The organism is Pseudomonas sp. QD4 (genome assembly GCF_049199125.1).
Taxonomy (GTDB): domain Bacteria; phylum Pseudomonadota; class Gammaproteobacteria; order Pseudomonadales; family Pseudomonadaceae; genus Aquipseudomonas.
Map to the genome: position 1 here is coordinate 290,550 of NZ_JBLZOM010000004.1, position 12,882 is coordinate 303,431.

The window sequence follows — 12,882 nt, forward strand, 5'->3', positions numbered from 1 at the left end:
TGGACCATGATCGACTTCAATAACAAAGGCTTCTTCAAGCTCAAGCAAAACGATGAATACGCCGAACGCGTGACCTCCCTGTTGCTGGAGGACGAGCAAGTCATCGATTCCTACAAGTCCATGCGCGACGGGGTGGTCTTCACCACCAAGCGGATCATTGCCGTGAACGTGCAAGGGATCACCGGCAGCAAAAAGGACTTTACCTCCCTGCCCTACAAAAACATCGTCGCCTACTCCGTGGAAACCTCGGGCACCTTTGATCTGGATTCGGAGCTGGAAATCTACTTTTCAGCCCTGGGGAAAGTGAAGTTCGAGTTCACCGGCAGGACCTCGATGGTTGAGATTTCCAAGCTTATTTCCAGGCACGTGCTCTGACCTGACCGCGCAGCATCAGCCCTGCGCCCATCAGCAACAGGCAAGCGGCGCCAAAGATGTAGGCGCCGTAGATGTCGATGAACAACCGTTGCTGGCTGGCCACGGCCTGCGCCAGGTTGAGGGTCTGGGACGCCATCAATGTGCCCAGCAAGGAGGCGATGGCCAGGACCGGGGTCAGCGTGGCCGAAACCCGGCCCATGAAACCTTCCGGCACTGCCTCCTGCAACATCGGCCCCTGAACGATGGCGAACACCGAAAAGCTCAGGCCGCAGACCGCCATGATCAGCCATGCCAGATAAAACGGCGGGCTGAGGGCGTAGCCCAGATAACCCAGCCCCAGGCAGAACAGCGAGGCGCTGAAAGCCTGGCGGATGCTCCATGAGCGCAGCAGCGGTCGCACCAGCAGCGCGGCAATCAGGCCTCCGATGGGGAATGCGGCGAGGATCAGGCCGTACTCCGAGGCGCTCAAGCCCAGGGTCTTGAAGGCGTACAGCGACAACACCACGTTGTTCACCCCCAGGGAAACCCCGTACAGCGCCATGCCGATCAGCAGGGTTCTGATAGCAGAGTGACCCCAGGCAAACCTCAGGCCCGCCGCGACCCCACCCCAGAATGAAGGACGCTCGGTTTGCGCCGCCAACCGCCGACCCAAGTCTCGGGTCAGGACGATGCACAGCGCGGAGCCGGCAAAGGCCAGCACATTGATCAACAGTGCCCAGAGTGGCCCGACCAGCACAAACAACGCCGGCCCCAGGGATGCGCAGATGACGGAGATGCCGGTCAGGGAAAACATCGCCTTGGCCGACGCCTCGACCCGGCGCTCGGCCGGGAGCACCGCTTGCATCACGGCCTGGCGCGAGGGGTTGAAGAACTGCGCGGCCACGCTGTTCACAAACAGCAACAGCAGCACTCCAAAGAGCACTTGCCCCTGGTCGAGTTGAAACAGCCAATAGGCACTTATAAAGAGTAGAAAGTGGATGACCCTGGCCACGTCCGCCGAGATCATCACGTACAGCGGAACCAGGCGGTCCACCCACGCCCCCGCCAGGGGCGCCACCAGCACCCGGGGGATCGCCGACGCTGCCACGGCCATGCCGACGGCGCTGGGCAGAAAGGCGCTGTCGCGATACAGGTCGGTCACCAGCCAGACGATGACCGTGCTTTCAAACACGAACTCGCCGAACGAAGACAGCGCCTGGCCCAACCACAGCAGGGAAAAGTTTCTGCTGATGAAAAAATCTGCGAAGCGCTGTTTCACAACCAGGACACCTTAGGCTCATCCGTGCATTCAGGTGCAGCCAGCGCGGGCTGATCCATGAAAAGAAGGGCCCGGCGAGTTGCCGGCCCCCTTTGTGCAGCAACACCCTGAGGGGAAAGTTGATCGAAAGCAATGCATTGACGCCAGTGACAGCAGCGGCCGGCCTTCGATCCGACCGCCCCCCCTCTTACATCTTCATCTTGTAAGGCTTGGACTTGGCCACCACCTGGAACTGCCGAGTCTTTTCGTCCCACACCACAACACCGTCGGACTGCACCATGTCGGTCCCGGCGTAGCCCAGGCTCGACATGAAGATCATATTGCTGGTGGGCCGGTACGCCTTGCCGCCGCTGACCTGGGGCAGGTCGCTGCCTTCGCTCGGGAACTGCATGGGTGACTTGTAGATCTTGCCGTCATTGACGTCGACAAAGGCCGTGCTCTGGCAGCCGGTGCCGCAACTGAACGAGGTCACGACAAAATGCCCGGCGAAGTCCGCCTGGCGGCCCACCGCCCATTGCACGGCGTCCTTGGACTTGAGGTCCTTGGCGTAGGCCGGGTTCGACTTCCAGTCGACCTTGGCCAGCGGCTTGCTGGCTACGGCGGAGGCGGGATACGCCTCGAACGTGAAGCGCTCATCAGCACCCGCAGTCGCTGCACTGACCATGGCACCCGCCAGCAGCCAACCGCACAGAATCCTTTTCATTGTGTATCCCCGTAGCACGTTGAGAAACGCAGGAGCCGCTTCATTTCAGAAGCCACGATAATACCAAAATGATATTGATCAACGTCAGCATCGCAAGGCAGGTGCCGCGGGGAACAGCAGGGCGCGGCCTGGGCCACCAGATAGGATTGGGATCGGCTCAATGGCCGAAGTACAGCTTGACCTGCTCGCCGACCACGTTGAACCCAATGGCGCGAAGCCGTTTGTACAGTGGCCCGGAGGAACTGGTGAAGGTCAGGGGGATCTTGCCCCGGGCATGGACGGCGGTGCACAGATCACCCAGCAGGCGGTCCGCCACGCCACGGGCACGATGCCGCGACTCGACGTAAATAAAGCCCAGTTGCTCATGAAGCTCGTCACTGGTGATCAATGCCGCGCAACCACCCACTTTCCCGTCGACCTCGATCACGAACAGGCAGCCCCGCGCCAGCAGGCGGGTCACGCTGTGGTGCGCCTGCTCTCGGCTGCACACCAGGGCCAGCTGCGCATTGCACTCCATCTGGATCTGGTAGTCGATCAGTACTTCAACATCGTTCAAGCGGGCCAGACGGGTTTTCAGCGTGTCGTCCTGCTCGACCCGGCACGGTTTGAGTTGCTTGAGCAGCACTTCGTTGCGCTGGCCGAGAAAGGGCTTCCAGGTCTCCGGCCACGCCCGGGTCAGCGCCTTGGTCGCCGCTTTCGGCCCCAGGGCCATATGCGGGCTCTGGGCCAGGATGCTGACCGTATCGAGCAATTCCGGGGAGACCTCGCCGGCCGGCAGAATCAGCGGCATGGCAAACGGCGGCAAGGCCGGCAGCAATGCAATCGCACCGACCACCTCGCCGTTACGGCGCTGGACATGCACGTTCAAGCCATCGGGACGATTGCGCAGCACGCCCGAAAAGAACAGCAGGCCATCGCCGTCCGCCGCGGTGCTGATGAAACCGAGCAGTTCCTGATAACGATGCTCTGCGAGGTACTCGATCATCACGGTGTTAATCACTCTGCATGATTGAATGGGCAACCGGGCCAGCGTGGGTCGCCGACTCCTGCGGGGCACGCCCGGGGTGCCGGACGGCAACTTCTCCACAGCCCCATAAATCCCCATCAAGTGGGTGCTGGCTAATAACAAATACGGCGCAGCCCCATAACCACTGCGGCTCGTTAGTCCATTAACGGGCTGGCGAGCCGGGTGGTTAAATCAGTTGGAAAACGCTCTGGGCGGACATTCGATATCCAGGGCCGAACGGGTCTGGTGATCAATTTCAATCCAGAAGGCAATCACGGGTTTGTCATCAATTAGTTGCGGCGCGGCAATACGGTGAACATTGACCCCCATGCGCTTCAACAAACGCTCATTGCCCACGGCCGATACAGCGATCAAACGTTCGGCGCCCAGGCTTAATGCCGTCACCAATACTTTGCGCACCAGGGCGACAGTATTGGCCCAGGCCTGGGTGGCGCTGGTAGTGCCTGTTTTTGAAGGGGTAATGGCGAAACGGGAGAGCTCCCAAGTCCGCGGATGGTTAGGGAGACTGGCGCCTCCCATCAGATGGACAAAGTGTTCCGATAACAAGTAAGGCTTGGTAGTGGGCAATAAGCGCGCACAACCACGAACACTGTTATCGGGATCCAGGACAATAGCGTAAACAGTATCGGGGCGATCAAACTCATCTTGTTCAAAACCTTCAGGACAACTAAGTGGCCACCCCATTTTCTTCACAAAGATTTCGTAACGATACTCCGCGAGTCCATTCATCACACTTTGATTTATTTCACTACTCATTCCCGCAATCAAACGCAACATAACCCCCTCCAATTGGCCAACCCACCAATTAGAGATACAACCCCCCTATTTTCATAGCTGCCCATTCGGGCAGGTCAGGGCCTCAAATCAAGGACACTGCCGCTCCCAGGCCAGGCACGACAGCCAGCTGATCATCAGGTTGTGGGAGATGTTGCTGCCCATGTCATAGCCATTGGCACAGCGCAGCATCAGGTTGCTGCGCAGCCCTTCGGGCCCGAGCAAGGGACGCCGGCGACCGGCCAGGCGAAACCAGGTCCAGCCGATACTGATGCCGGGGGCGGCGTGGCTTTTCCACTCGCAGTAACCGGCCGCGGTTGCGTTGACCCCCAGGCCCTGGAGTTCATCGCGCAGTTCGTCATCCTCCCAGGACATATGATGAACAAAGCGTGTCTCCATGAACTCTTTAACTGAAACTCTGATAAAGCCATCCACCATTAATGTCATAAGTCCCTCTGGCATTGTTTATCGCATGTTTAATAAGAACAATAGAAAACCCTATAAGCATAAAGTACAATTACGCCCTACACCTTATGCCGCGGCATTACAGCATATTGCCGGATCCACGGATGTGTGACAGGAAAAACAACCATGCTTTTGGCTGATTGGCGCGAAGAGTTTCTAGCAGTGTGTACAGAGTCGACATCCGAACTGGCATTGTTTTCCAGCTTGCAAAGTATCGCGGAGGATCTGGGTTTTAAGTCGTGCTCTTATGGTATTCGACTGCCTCTTCCCATCAGCGCCCCTTCGTTCCATTTGCGCTCCTCCTACCCCAAGGCCTGGGAGGAGAGCTACATCAGCAATAACTACTTCTTTCTCGACCCGACGGTGCGCCATGCGCTGAGCACTCACCTGCCCCTGGCCTGGGCGGCGCAGGACAGTGTCCAGGACGGGCCCTTCTGGGAGGAAGCACGGATGCACGGCCTGTCCCACGGCTGGTGCCAAAGCACGTCCGGGCGCTTTGGTGATATTGGCCAACTGTCCATGGTGCGCAGTCACGGCATCATTTCGGCCAAGGAACTGGCCCATCAGGAACATAAGCTGATGTGGCTCACCAGCCTGGTGCATTCGACCATGCGCAACTTCCTGCTGCCGGAGCGCTTGCCCGAATCCCAGGCTGGGCTGACTGATCGCGAGAAGGAGGTCTTGCGGTGGACAGCGTCCGGCAAGACCTATTCCGAGATCGGCGACATTTTGACCATCGACGCCCGCACCGTGAAGTTTCACATCGTCAACACCCTGAAAAAGCTCAACGCAGCCAATAAAGCCGAAGCCGCCGTCAAGGCCACCATCCTCGGCATGCTCTGACCGCCCCTTCCCCCAGGCCCACCGGCCAGCTTGCGGCAGAGGGGCACGATCAGCCGATCGTGCCGCTCGAAGCGCTGCGCAGCACATTCCCACACGCCCTCCAGATAAATCCCTCGCCCGTTACAGATTCTTCCCCGGCAAACCTTGATCAGGGTCAAAAACCAGCGCCATCACGCTCCTAAACTGTGACCAAGACATCAGAACTAGAAAATAGGTCCTCCATGAGCGAAGAATCCACCGTACGCCCCTTGCCCGCGCCTTCTGCCAAAGCTGCCAAGCCGGCCATCACCGCCAGCACCAGTACGCCACGCAAACCGGCCACTGCCCGCCCACGCCGGCCGCGCACCACCAAGGCGGCACCAGTCAAAGTCGCCGAAGCCCAGATCAGCGCCATCAGCCAGAAGCCGATTGCCCTGCAAGTCGCCAGTGCGCCCCGTGGCTCCAATGAAGACAGCGTGTCGGCGGCACTGCCCGCCACCTACCCGTACCGCAGCCGGATGCGCCGCGCCGAGTATGAAAAAGCCAAGCACGAGTTGCAGATCGAACTGCTCAAGGTGCAAAGCTGGGTCAAGGAAACCGGGCAGCGGGTGGTCGTGCTGTTCGAAGGCCGTGACGCTGCGGGCAAGGGCGGCACCATCAAGCGCTTTATGGAGCACCTGAACCCACGGGGCGCACGGATCGTGGCCCTGGAAAAACCGTCCGACCAGGAAAAGGGCCAGTGGTACTTCCAGCGTTATATCCAGCACCTGCCCACCGCCGGGGAAATGGTGTTCTTCGACCGCTCCTGGTACAACCGCGCCGGCGTCGAGCGGGTCATGGAGTTCTGCTCGCCCCTGCAGTACCTGGAGTTCATGCGTCAGACCCCGGACTTGGAACGCATGCTGTGCAACAGCGGCATCCTGCTGTTCAAGTACTGGTTCTCGGTTAACCGCGAAGAACAACTGCGGCGCTTTATCTCCCGGCGTGACGACCCGCTCAAGCACTGGAAGCTGTCGCCGATCGACATCAAGTCCCTGGACAAGTGGGATGAATACACCGGCGCCAAGCAGGCGATGTTCTTCCACACCGACACCGCCGATGCGCCGTGGACGGTGATCAAGTCGGACGACAAGAAACGCGCGCGTATCAACTGCATTCGTCACTTCCTGCACTCCCTCGACTACCCGGGCAAAGACCTGCGCGTGGCTCATCATCCCGACCCGCTGCTGGTGGACCGAGCCTCGCGGGTCCTGGAAGAAGACGAGCGCGGCTCGAACAAAACCGCAGGCACCGCCGTCGAACACCTGGCGATGCCGGCCTGAGCCTGATGCGCCACCAACCGGTGGCGCACCGGGAGCTGTTCACCCGCCCTTGACTCTGTCCCTAGGGACAAGCCGCACCCTGCCTTATCTGTTTCAGCTTCCGCCGTGGCGGATAAGGCCAATAAATGAACACCCTCGCAATGGTCACCGGTGCCAACGGGCACCTGGGCAACACCCTGGTCCGGGCCCTGCTCGCCCGGGGACAAACAGTGCGCGCCGGGGTTCGCGACCCGGATCGCAGCCCGGCCCTGGGCGGGCTCGACTGCCAGCGGGTATACGCCGAACTGCAAGACCCGGACTCCCTGCGCCAGGCCCTGCAAGGGGTTGATGTGCTGTATCAGGTGGCGGCGGTGTTCAAGCACTGGGCCAAAGACCCACAGGCGGAAATCGTCGAAGTCAACGTGCAAGGCACGCGCAACATCCTGCGTGCTGCCGCCGAGGCCGGGGTCAAGCGGGTGGTCTATGTCAGCTCGGTGGCGGCGGTCGGGCACAACGGCCAGCCCCTGGACGAAGGCACCTGGAACAGCGACCAGCGCAACCCCTATTACCGCTCGAAGATCCTCGCCGAACGCGCTGCCTGGGAATGTGCCCAGGCCCATGACCTGTCGCTGGTCACGGTGCTGCCCTCGGCCATCATCGGCCCCCATGCCACACGGCTCACCGACACCATGGGTTTTCTCGCCGCCGTACTGGTACGCAAACTGGTGCTCGACCCCCACTTCCACTTCAACTTTGTCGATGTGCGCGATGTCGCCGATGGGCTGATCCGCGCCGCAGAGTATGGCCGCCCCGGCGAGCGCTACATCCTGGCCAACCGGCACGCGTCCTCCCTGGCTGAGGTGATCGAGGCCCTCAATAGCCTGAGCCCAGGTTGGCGCCTGCCGCGCCGGGCGCCCAAAGCCTTGCTGCTGCTGATCGCCTGGCTGCAGGAACAGCGCGCTCGGTACAGCCAGCAACCGGCCGAACTGCTGCGCAGCCAGGTGCAGATGTTTTACGGGGTGCGCCAGGAATACTGCATCGACAAGGCCAGCACCGAGCTGGGCTACCGGCCGCGCTCACCCCACGACGCCCTCAGGCAGGCATTTGCGCATTTAATGGCGCGCTGAAATCGGCCGCTGGCGCGAACTGCTGGTTGATCTGCCGTTGCAGCTCGCTCAGGCGCTGCTCCTGAAGTTGCAAGGCGAGGATCTGCGCCTGCAACTCCAGGCGCTTGGCCTCGATGCCCTGGTTGGCCAGCCCCAGGGGAAATGGCGCCTGATGCTGCTTGGCCGCCAGCAACTGGCTCATTTCCCCGAGCTTGAACCCCACGGACTGGGCACTGCGGATCATCCGCACCAGGGTCAGGTGATGGGCCGTGTACAGCCGGTAACTGCCACGGCGCTGCGGGGCCAGCAGGCCCATCTGCTCATACAGGCGTATCGCCTTGGGGGTGCACCCCGCCAACTTCGCCAGCTCACCTATATACATCGCCGTCTCCACATTGCCCGACGCGCAGCTTACGGGCACTGCCCGGGGCGTGTCTTGCCTGGCGCATTCACACCGGTTCGTTCAGCGCCGGCGCCTTGTGCGGCGGTTTGATCGAGCCGATGTACACCGCCACCACCGTCAGCAAGGCGCCACTGATTTGCAGCGCCGAGCTGGCCTTGCCGAGAAAGGCCACATCGATGAAGTAGGTGATCACCGGCTCCAGCAACAGAATCAAGCCGGCCAGCCCGAGGCTGATGGCGCCGATGGAGCGGTTGACCAGCAACCAGCCGACAAACTGCACCAGCACCCCATAAATGATCAGCATCAGCAGCGTCTGCCGATCAGCGATTACCAGGCTTTCGCCCATGGCCAGGGCATACGCCAGCAGCACCAGGGCTGACCACAGGCTGAGGTTGAGCATCTGCGCAATTTTGTCGCCGCCACCGTCCGGCAAGCCGGTGTTGACCTTGAGGAAATACACGCACACCGCATAGGCCAGGCCCGACAACACGCCGTAGACCACGCCCTGGATACCGACGCTGCTGCCCATTTCCGGCAGCAGCAACATATACAGGCCGACAAACGCCAGGCTGATGGACAGCACAAAGTACAGCGAGGGTTTTTCCTTGAGCAGTGAAAACCCGAGCAGGGTCATGAAGAACACCTGGCAGTTGGTCAGGATCGAACCGATGCCCGGGCCGACGATGTAGATGCTCTGGTGCCAGAGAATCAGGTCCACCGCCAGAAACACCCCGGCCAGCGCCGTGTACAACCGGGCCTTGCGGCTGGGTAGACGCACCGGGACCTTGCGCAGCTTGAGCAACAGGTAAAACAGCACGGACGCGAACAACATCCGATAGAAGCCGGCGCCGCCCGCCCCGATATGGGCGAAGGCCACGGCCAGGGCAGAAAGGCTGAGCATCAAGCCCCCCACCGTCAACTCAAGTACAGCCCTGTTGGTCGACATACGCGACTCCATGAAGGGTTAGGCAAAATGCTTCAGACCCGCAGCCGGCTGGCTGCGCGGCGCTCAACGCTCGTCTGCGGCCAGGCGCAGCCATTGCTGCACGGGGGCGCTGGCCAGTACGGCGTCGACATAGTCCTGCAAGGCATGCGGCACCTCGATGCCATAGCGCCGCAAACGCAAGACTACCGGTGCGTAGAAGGCGTCGACAATACCAAACCCGCCGCACAGGAACGGACCGCCACTCAGGCTGCGCAGTTGTTTCCAGAGGGCAAAGATACGCTGCAGATCGGCCTGGGTTTCGGCCGCAAGCACGGGCGGCGGCTCCCCGGTATTGACCCCGAACGACAACTGGGTACGCAGCGCGACAAACCCCGCGTGCATCTCGGCGCAGGCCGCACGGGCCAACGCGCGCAGGGTTTTATCGGCGGGCCACAGCCCGGCGTCGGGGCAGGTTTCGGCCAGGTACTCGGCAATCGCCAGGCTGTCGTTGATCGCCAACTCGCCCTGGAACAGCACCGGCACCTTGGCCGACGGCGAATACTCGAGAATCGCCTGGCGCGTATCCGCCTGGTCCAGGCGGACCTTGATCACCTCAAAGGACACACCGGCGCTGACCAGCACCAGCCAGGCACGCAGCGACCAGGAGGACTTGCGGTAATCGCCTATCAACAATTGCGTGGGGTTCATTGGATCTAGCTCGCATTACGGGATGGGTGCTAAATTTATCCGCCGTTTTATCCACCGTATTGCACAAAACTGGACAGGCTCATGGACCACCGCCCCACGCGCAAAGAGCCTGCAACCCCGGCTGGCGACTTCTCCCAGTTCTGGCGCATTGCCGAAGGCGACTGCGAGCTGCTTTCAGCGCGCTACAGCCAGCAGACCTTCGGCCGCCATTCCCACGAGCGCTACGCCATCGGCGTGATCAGCAGCGGCGTGGAAAAACTCTTCTACCGCGGCGCCCATCACCTGGGCGGCGCCGGCAGCGTGGTCACCATCAGCCCCGGCGAGATCCACGACGGCGTGCCCGGCAGTGCCGACGGCTGGATGTACCGCATGCTCTACATCGACCCGGCCTGGCTCAATCGGGTGATCTTCCAGGGACGCTTTGCAGCGGAGCACATCCACCTGTTCCGCGAGGTGATGCGCCAGGATCCGACCTTTGCCCAATGGTTCTTGCAGCAGCACCAGGTTCTGGAACGGGCAAACCCCACCCTTGAGCGCGAGACCATCCTCCTGGAGCTGGTGGCACAGCTGTTCCAGCGCTGCGGCGTGGCCGTGAACCTGGTCGATGGCGCCGAGCGCGATGCGGTCCGACGCATCCGGAAAAAACTTGACGCGGATTTCGATAAAAACATCCCCCTCGAGGAACTCGCGCAACTGGTCGACCTCGAACCGCTGTACATGATCCGCGTGTTCAAGAACCAGCTCGGTATTTCGCCCCACAGCTACCAGATCCAGAACCGCGTGGCCCAGGTGCAGAAGCTGCTGCGCAGCGGCGCCAGCCTGGCGCAAGCGTCCCTGAGTTGCGGTTTCTTCGATCAAAGCCATATGGCCCGTGCCTTCAAGAAAGTGGTCGGGGTGACCCCCGGCAGCTTTCGCAACAGCCGCGCCTGAATTGCCCCCAGGGCCAACGCCCCCAGAAAGGACTCCCCATGAGCAGTACCCCGGACTTCAAGCAACTGCCGACCGGCGCCGTCGCCTTCCCCGAACCGAGTGCCGTGTTCGTCGCCGACCAACAAGGCCTGGCCCGCCACCTGCACCCGCTGTTAAGCATCGACGCGAGCATGGTCAACCCCGAGTGGTCCGGCCAGCTGCACCTGCTCAGCCCCCTGGAGCCCTACGAGGGCCTGGTGGGCGAGCTGACCGAGGATTGGGAACTGCACAGCGAGCTGCTGAAAACCAACTGGATCGGCTTCAAGCTGGAAGAAGGCCGCTACCGCCTGTGCGGCGATCCACGCTACTTCTTCCTCGATGAAGGCAACACCCAATTGCACGAAGGGCGACCGGACCTGCAGGAGGAGCTGCTGGAACACTACGCCGAACAGCAGGCGGCCTTTGAAGCCAACCGCCAGTTCTATCGCGAACACGGTCACCTGGCCCGCACCGACTGGGGCAGCGACCCGGTGGAGTTTATCGATACCCTGGGCGGCGAGCTCGACGGCCGCGCCAACTGGGTGGAAACCGTGGAATTCCCCATGGACGTGGTCGAAGTCGACGATGACAGCGGTGATTCCAGCGTCTGGCCCCTGAGCCCTGCTGGACGCCGCTTCCACCATGTCCTCAGCGTCCCCGGCTGGCATTACCGCAGCGCCGGTGCGGACCGCATCGTCATGTTCTACGAACCCGTCGACGGCCTGGTCCTGTTCACCTTCGACTGGTCCTGACCTGTCGCCGCTGCCGAACACGCCCCGCGCCTTCGGCAGCGGCTACACCGGTAACGTCACCCGTGCTTCCAGGCCGCCGCCTTCGCGGTTGTGCAGGGTCAACTGGCCGCCGTGCTCGCGCACGATCGCCCGCGCCGACGACAGCCCCAACCCCACGCCGCCGGTGCTTTTATTGCGCGACTGTTCCAGGCGAAAGAACGGCTCAAACACCTGCTCCAGGCAATCCGCGGCAATCCCCGGCCCCCGGTCCAGCACGCGGAGGGTCAACTGCTGCGCCCCCTGTTCCAACACAATCTCCGGCTCGCCGCCGTACTTGATCGCGTTGTCCAACAGATTGCTCATCACCCGCCGCAGCCCCAGGGGCCGGCCGCTGTACACCAGGCGTGGCGGACCGCTGAAAGCGATATCAATGGCCTGGTCGCGGTAATCGTCGATCAGGGTTTGCACCAGTTCCGCCAGATCCAGCGGGGTCGCCTGCTCCAGGCGTGCGTCGTCGCGAAAGAACTCCAGGGCCGAATTGATCATGGCCTGCATCTCGTCCACATCACGAAACAGCCGCTGCTGTTGTTCCGGGTCTTCGATAAATTCCCCGCGCAAGCGCATGCGCGTCAGCGGCGTCCGCAAATCATGGGAGATGGCCGCGAGCATCTGCGTGCGGTCTTTGATGAAGTGCTGCAATTGCGCCTGCATGGCATTGAACGCCAGGATTGCCTGGCGAATTTCATGGGGCCCCACCGGTTCGATCGGCGGCGCGCGAAAATCCACGCCAAACCGTCGCGCACCCTGGGCGAACTGTTGCAGCGGCCTGGCCAGGCGGCGGGTGGCCAACAGCGCCACCAGGCCAGCGGACATCAGCACCAACAGCATCACGATCAGGTTGCGCGGCCCCTCCTCCAGCCCCCAACTGCGCGAAGCCGAGGAGAACATCAGCCAGGAGCCATCGCTCAATTGCAGCAGCAACGCATAGCGTCCGCCAGGGCCGGGCCAGTCACTGGGTTGGTAGGCCTCAATACGCGCCTCCGGCGCCTTGAGCAAACGACGCAGGCCTTCGGAATCCTGGTGGTACTCCGGGTCGTCGACCACTGGCACCTCGATCCCTTGGCGCGTGGCGTACCAGGCCACCGTCACGCCCCCATCGCTGACCGCCTGGGTCAGGTGTGAACGATTGGCCGGCTCCGAGGCGTCGAGCAGATTGACGATGGAGGCAATCCTGTCCACCAGGCCGGACTCGCTCAACGGCGGATACGCCCAGACCCCGGCCAGTTGCACGAACAGCGCGTTGAACGCCAGGGCTGTGAGCATGGCCATGATGATG

General features: G+C 61.9%; 15 protein-coding genes. 6 read left to right on the forward strand and 9 right to left on the reverse strand.

Annotated elements, in window-relative coordinates; translation table 11 throughout:
- Positions 1 to 6: 6 nt before the first annotated feature.
- Positions 7 to 375 carry a PH domain-containing protein gene (locus ACOZJV_RS24335; RefSeq protein ID WP_020298448.1) on the forward strand — a complete coding sequence of 123 codons (369 nt, stop codon included), beginning with the start codon at positions 7 to 9 and terminating at the stop codon, positions 373 to 375.
- Here the strand turns inward: ACOZJV_RS24335 and ACOZJV_RS24340 are convergent.
- The 5 genes from ACOZJV_RS24340 to ACOZJV_RS24360 all read right to left on the reverse strand — a co-directional run bounded on the left by ACOZJV_RS24340 (position 353) and on the right by ACOZJV_RS24360 (position 4,584).
- Positions 353 to 1,633: an MFS transporter gene (locus ACOZJV_RS24340; RefSeq protein ID WP_421548684.1), complete on the reverse strand. Its 1,281-nt coding sequence runs from the start codon at positions 1,631 to 1,633 to the stop codon at positions 353 to 355. The genes ACOZJV_RS24335 and ACOZJV_RS24340 overlap by 23 nt on opposite strands.
- 187 nt (positions 1,634 to 1,820) lie before the next feature.
- Positions 1,821 to 2,336 carry a hypothetical protein gene (locus ACOZJV_RS24345; RefSeq protein ID WP_078472336.1) on the reverse strand — a complete coding sequence of 172 codons (516 nt, stop codon included), beginning with the start codon at positions 2,334 to 2,336 and terminating at the stop codon, positions 1,821 to 1,823.
- Between the two features lie 157 nt (positions 2,337 to 2,493).
- Positions 2,494 to 3,321: a GNAT family N-acetyltransferase gene (locus tag ACOZJV_RS24350; protein WP_421548685.1), complete on the reverse strand. Its 828-nt coding sequence runs from the start codon at positions 3,319 to 3,321 to the stop codon at positions 2,494 to 2,496.
- Positions 3,322 to 3,534: 213 nt separating this feature from the next.
- Complete coding sequence (locus ACOZJV_RS24355) at positions 3,535 to 4,140, reverse strand: acyl-homoserine-lactone synthase (RefSeq protein WP_078472337.1); 606 nt, start codon at positions 4,138 to 4,140, stop codon at positions 3,535 to 3,537.
- Positions 4,141 to 4,227: 87 nt separating this feature from the next.
- Positions 4,228 to 4,584: a DUF4902 domain-containing protein gene (locus ACOZJV_RS24360; protein ID WP_421548686.1), complete on the reverse strand. Its 357-nt coding sequence runs from the start codon at positions 4,582 to 4,584 to the stop codon at positions 4,228 to 4,230.
- A 144-nt stretch (positions 4,585 to 4,728) separates the two neighbouring features.
- Between ACOZJV_RS24360 and ACOZJV_RS24365 the strand changes: the two genes are divergently transcribed.
- The 3 genes from ACOZJV_RS24365 (at position 4,729) to ACOZJV_RS24375 (ending at position 7,852) form a co-directional block, all read left to right on the forward strand.
- Positions 4,729 to 5,445 carry an autoinducer binding domain-containing protein gene (locus ACOZJV_RS24365; RefSeq protein ID WP_153050270.1) on the forward strand — a complete coding sequence of 239 codons (717 nt, stop codon included), beginning with the start codon at positions 4,729 to 4,731 and terminating at the stop codon, positions 5,443 to 5,445.
- 407 nt (positions 5,446 to 5,852) lie between these two features.
- Positions 5,853 to 6,746: a polyphosphate kinase 2 gene (gene ppk2 / locus ACOZJV_RS24370; RefSeq protein WP_201132063.1), complete on the forward strand. Its 894-nt coding sequence runs from the start codon at positions 5,853 to 5,855 to the stop codon at positions 6,744 to 6,746.
- Positions 6,747 to 6,871: 125 nt separating this feature from the next.
- Positions 6,872 to 7,852 carry an NAD-dependent epimerase/dehydratase family protein gene (locus ACOZJV_RS24375; protein WP_421548687.1) on the forward strand — a complete coding sequence of 327 codons (981 nt, stop codon included), beginning with the start codon at positions 6,872 to 6,874 and terminating at the stop codon, positions 7,850 to 7,852.
- On the opposite strand, the gene ACOZJV_RS24380 is transcribed toward ACOZJV_RS24375, so the two are convergent.
- From ACOZJV_RS24380 to ACOZJV_RS24390, 3 genes are all read right to left on the reverse strand, one after another.
- Positions 7,818 to 8,213 (reverse strand): MerR family transcriptional regulator, encoded by a 396-nt coding sequence (locus ACOZJV_RS24380; RefSeq protein WP_421548688.1) that lies wholly within the window; start codon positions 8,211 to 8,213, stop codon positions 7,818 to 7,820. The genes ACOZJV_RS24375 and ACOZJV_RS24380 overlap by 35 nt on opposite strands.
- A 67-nt stretch (positions 8,214 to 8,280) precedes the next feature.
- Positions 8,281 to 9,180 carry a DMT family transporter gene (locus ACOZJV_RS24385; protein ID WP_078472342.1) on the reverse strand — a complete coding sequence of 300 codons (900 nt, stop codon included), beginning with the start codon at positions 9,178 to 9,180 and terminating at the stop codon, positions 8,281 to 8,283.
- A 63-nt stretch (positions 9,181 to 9,243) separates the two neighbouring features.
- Positions 9,244 to 9,867 carry a glutathione S-transferase family protein gene (locus ACOZJV_RS24390; RefSeq protein WP_421548689.1) on the reverse strand — a complete coding sequence of 208 codons (624 nt, stop codon included), beginning with the start codon at positions 9,865 to 9,867 and terminating at the stop codon, positions 9,244 to 9,246.
- A gap of 81 nt (positions 9,868 to 9,948) precedes the next feature.
- On the opposite strand from ACOZJV_RS24390, the gene ACOZJV_RS24395 reads away from it, so the two are divergent.
- Positions 9,949 to 10,797: an AraC family transcriptional regulator gene (locus ACOZJV_RS24395; protein ID WP_421548690.1), complete on the forward strand. Its 849-nt coding sequence runs from the start codon at positions 9,949 to 9,951 to the stop codon at positions 10,795 to 10,797.
- Positions 10,798 to 10,835: 38 nt separating this feature from the next.
- Positions 10,836 to 11,567, forward strand: a complete 732-nt coding sequence (locus ACOZJV_RS24400; RefSeq protein WP_078472345.1) for a hypothetical protein — start codon at positions 10,836 to 10,838, stop codon at positions 11,565 to 11,567.
- Between the two features lie 42 nt (positions 11,568 to 11,609).
- Here the strand turns inward: ACOZJV_RS24400 and ACOZJV_RS24405 are convergent, their stop codons facing one another.
- Positions 11,610 to 12,875, reverse strand: a complete 1,266-nt coding sequence (locus ACOZJV_RS24405; protein WP_242487575.1) for a sensor histidine kinase — start codon at positions 12,873 to 12,875, stop codon at positions 11,610 to 11,612.
- Between the last annotated feature and the right edge of the window lie 7 nt (positions 12,876 to 12,882).

Excerpts from the sequence above, each read along its gene's own strand:
- ACOZJV_RS24375 (WP_421548687.1), top strand. The coding sequence starts at position 6,872 with ATGAACACCCTCGCAATGGTCACCGGTGCCAACGGGCACCTGGGCAAC.
- ACOZJV_RS24390 (WP_421548689.1), bottom strand. The coding sequence starts at position 9,867 with ATGAACCCCACGCAATTGTTGATAGGCGATTACCGCAAGTCCTCCTGG.
- ACOZJV_RS24335 (WP_020298448.1), top strand. The coding sequence starts at position 7 with ATGATCGACTTCAATAACAAAGGCTTCTTCAAGCTCAAGCAAAACGAT.
- ACOZJV_RS24380 (WP_421548688.1), bottom strand. The coding sequence starts at position 8,213 with ATGTATATAGGTGAGCTGGCGAAGTTGGCGGGGTGCACCCCCAAGGCG.
- ACOZJV_RS24400 (WP_078472345.1), top strand. The coding sequence starts at position 10,836 with ATGAGCAGTACCCCGGACTTCAAGCAACTGCCGACCGGCGCCGTCGCC.
- ACOZJV_RS24405 (WP_242487575.1), bottom strand. The coding sequence starts at position 12,875 with ATGGCCATGCTCACAGCCCTGGCGTTCAACGCGCTGTTCGTGCAACTG.
- ACOZJV_RS24355 (WP_078472337.1), bottom strand. The coding sequence starts at position 4,140 with ATGTTGCGTTTGATTGCGGGAATGAGTAGTGAAATAAATCAAAGTGTG.
- ACOZJV_RS24350 (WP_421548685.1), bottom strand. The coding sequence starts at position 3,321 with ATGATCGAGTACCTCGCAGAGCATCGTTATCAGGAACTGCTCGGTTTC.
- ACOZJV_RS24345 (WP_078472336.1), bottom strand. The coding sequence starts at position 2,336 with ATGAAAAGGATTCTGTGCGGTTGGCTGCTGGCGGGTGCCATGGTCAGT.
- ACOZJV_RS24385 (WP_078472342.1), bottom strand. The coding sequence starts at position 9,180 with ATGTCGACCAACAGGGCTGTACTTGAGTTGACGGTGGGGGGCTTGATG.
- ACOZJV_RS24360 (WP_421548686.1), bottom strand. The coding sequence starts at position 4,584 with ATGACATTAATGGTGGATGGCTTTATCAGAGTTTCAGTTAAAGAGTTC.
- ACOZJV_RS24365 (WP_153050270.1), top strand. The coding sequence starts at position 4,729 with ATGCTTTTGGCTGATTGGCGCGAAGAGTTTCTAGCAGTGTGTACAGAG.
- ACOZJV_RS24395 (WP_421548690.1), top strand. The coding sequence starts at position 9,949 with ATGGACCACCGCCCCACGCGCAAAGAGCCTGCAACCCCGGCTGGCGAC.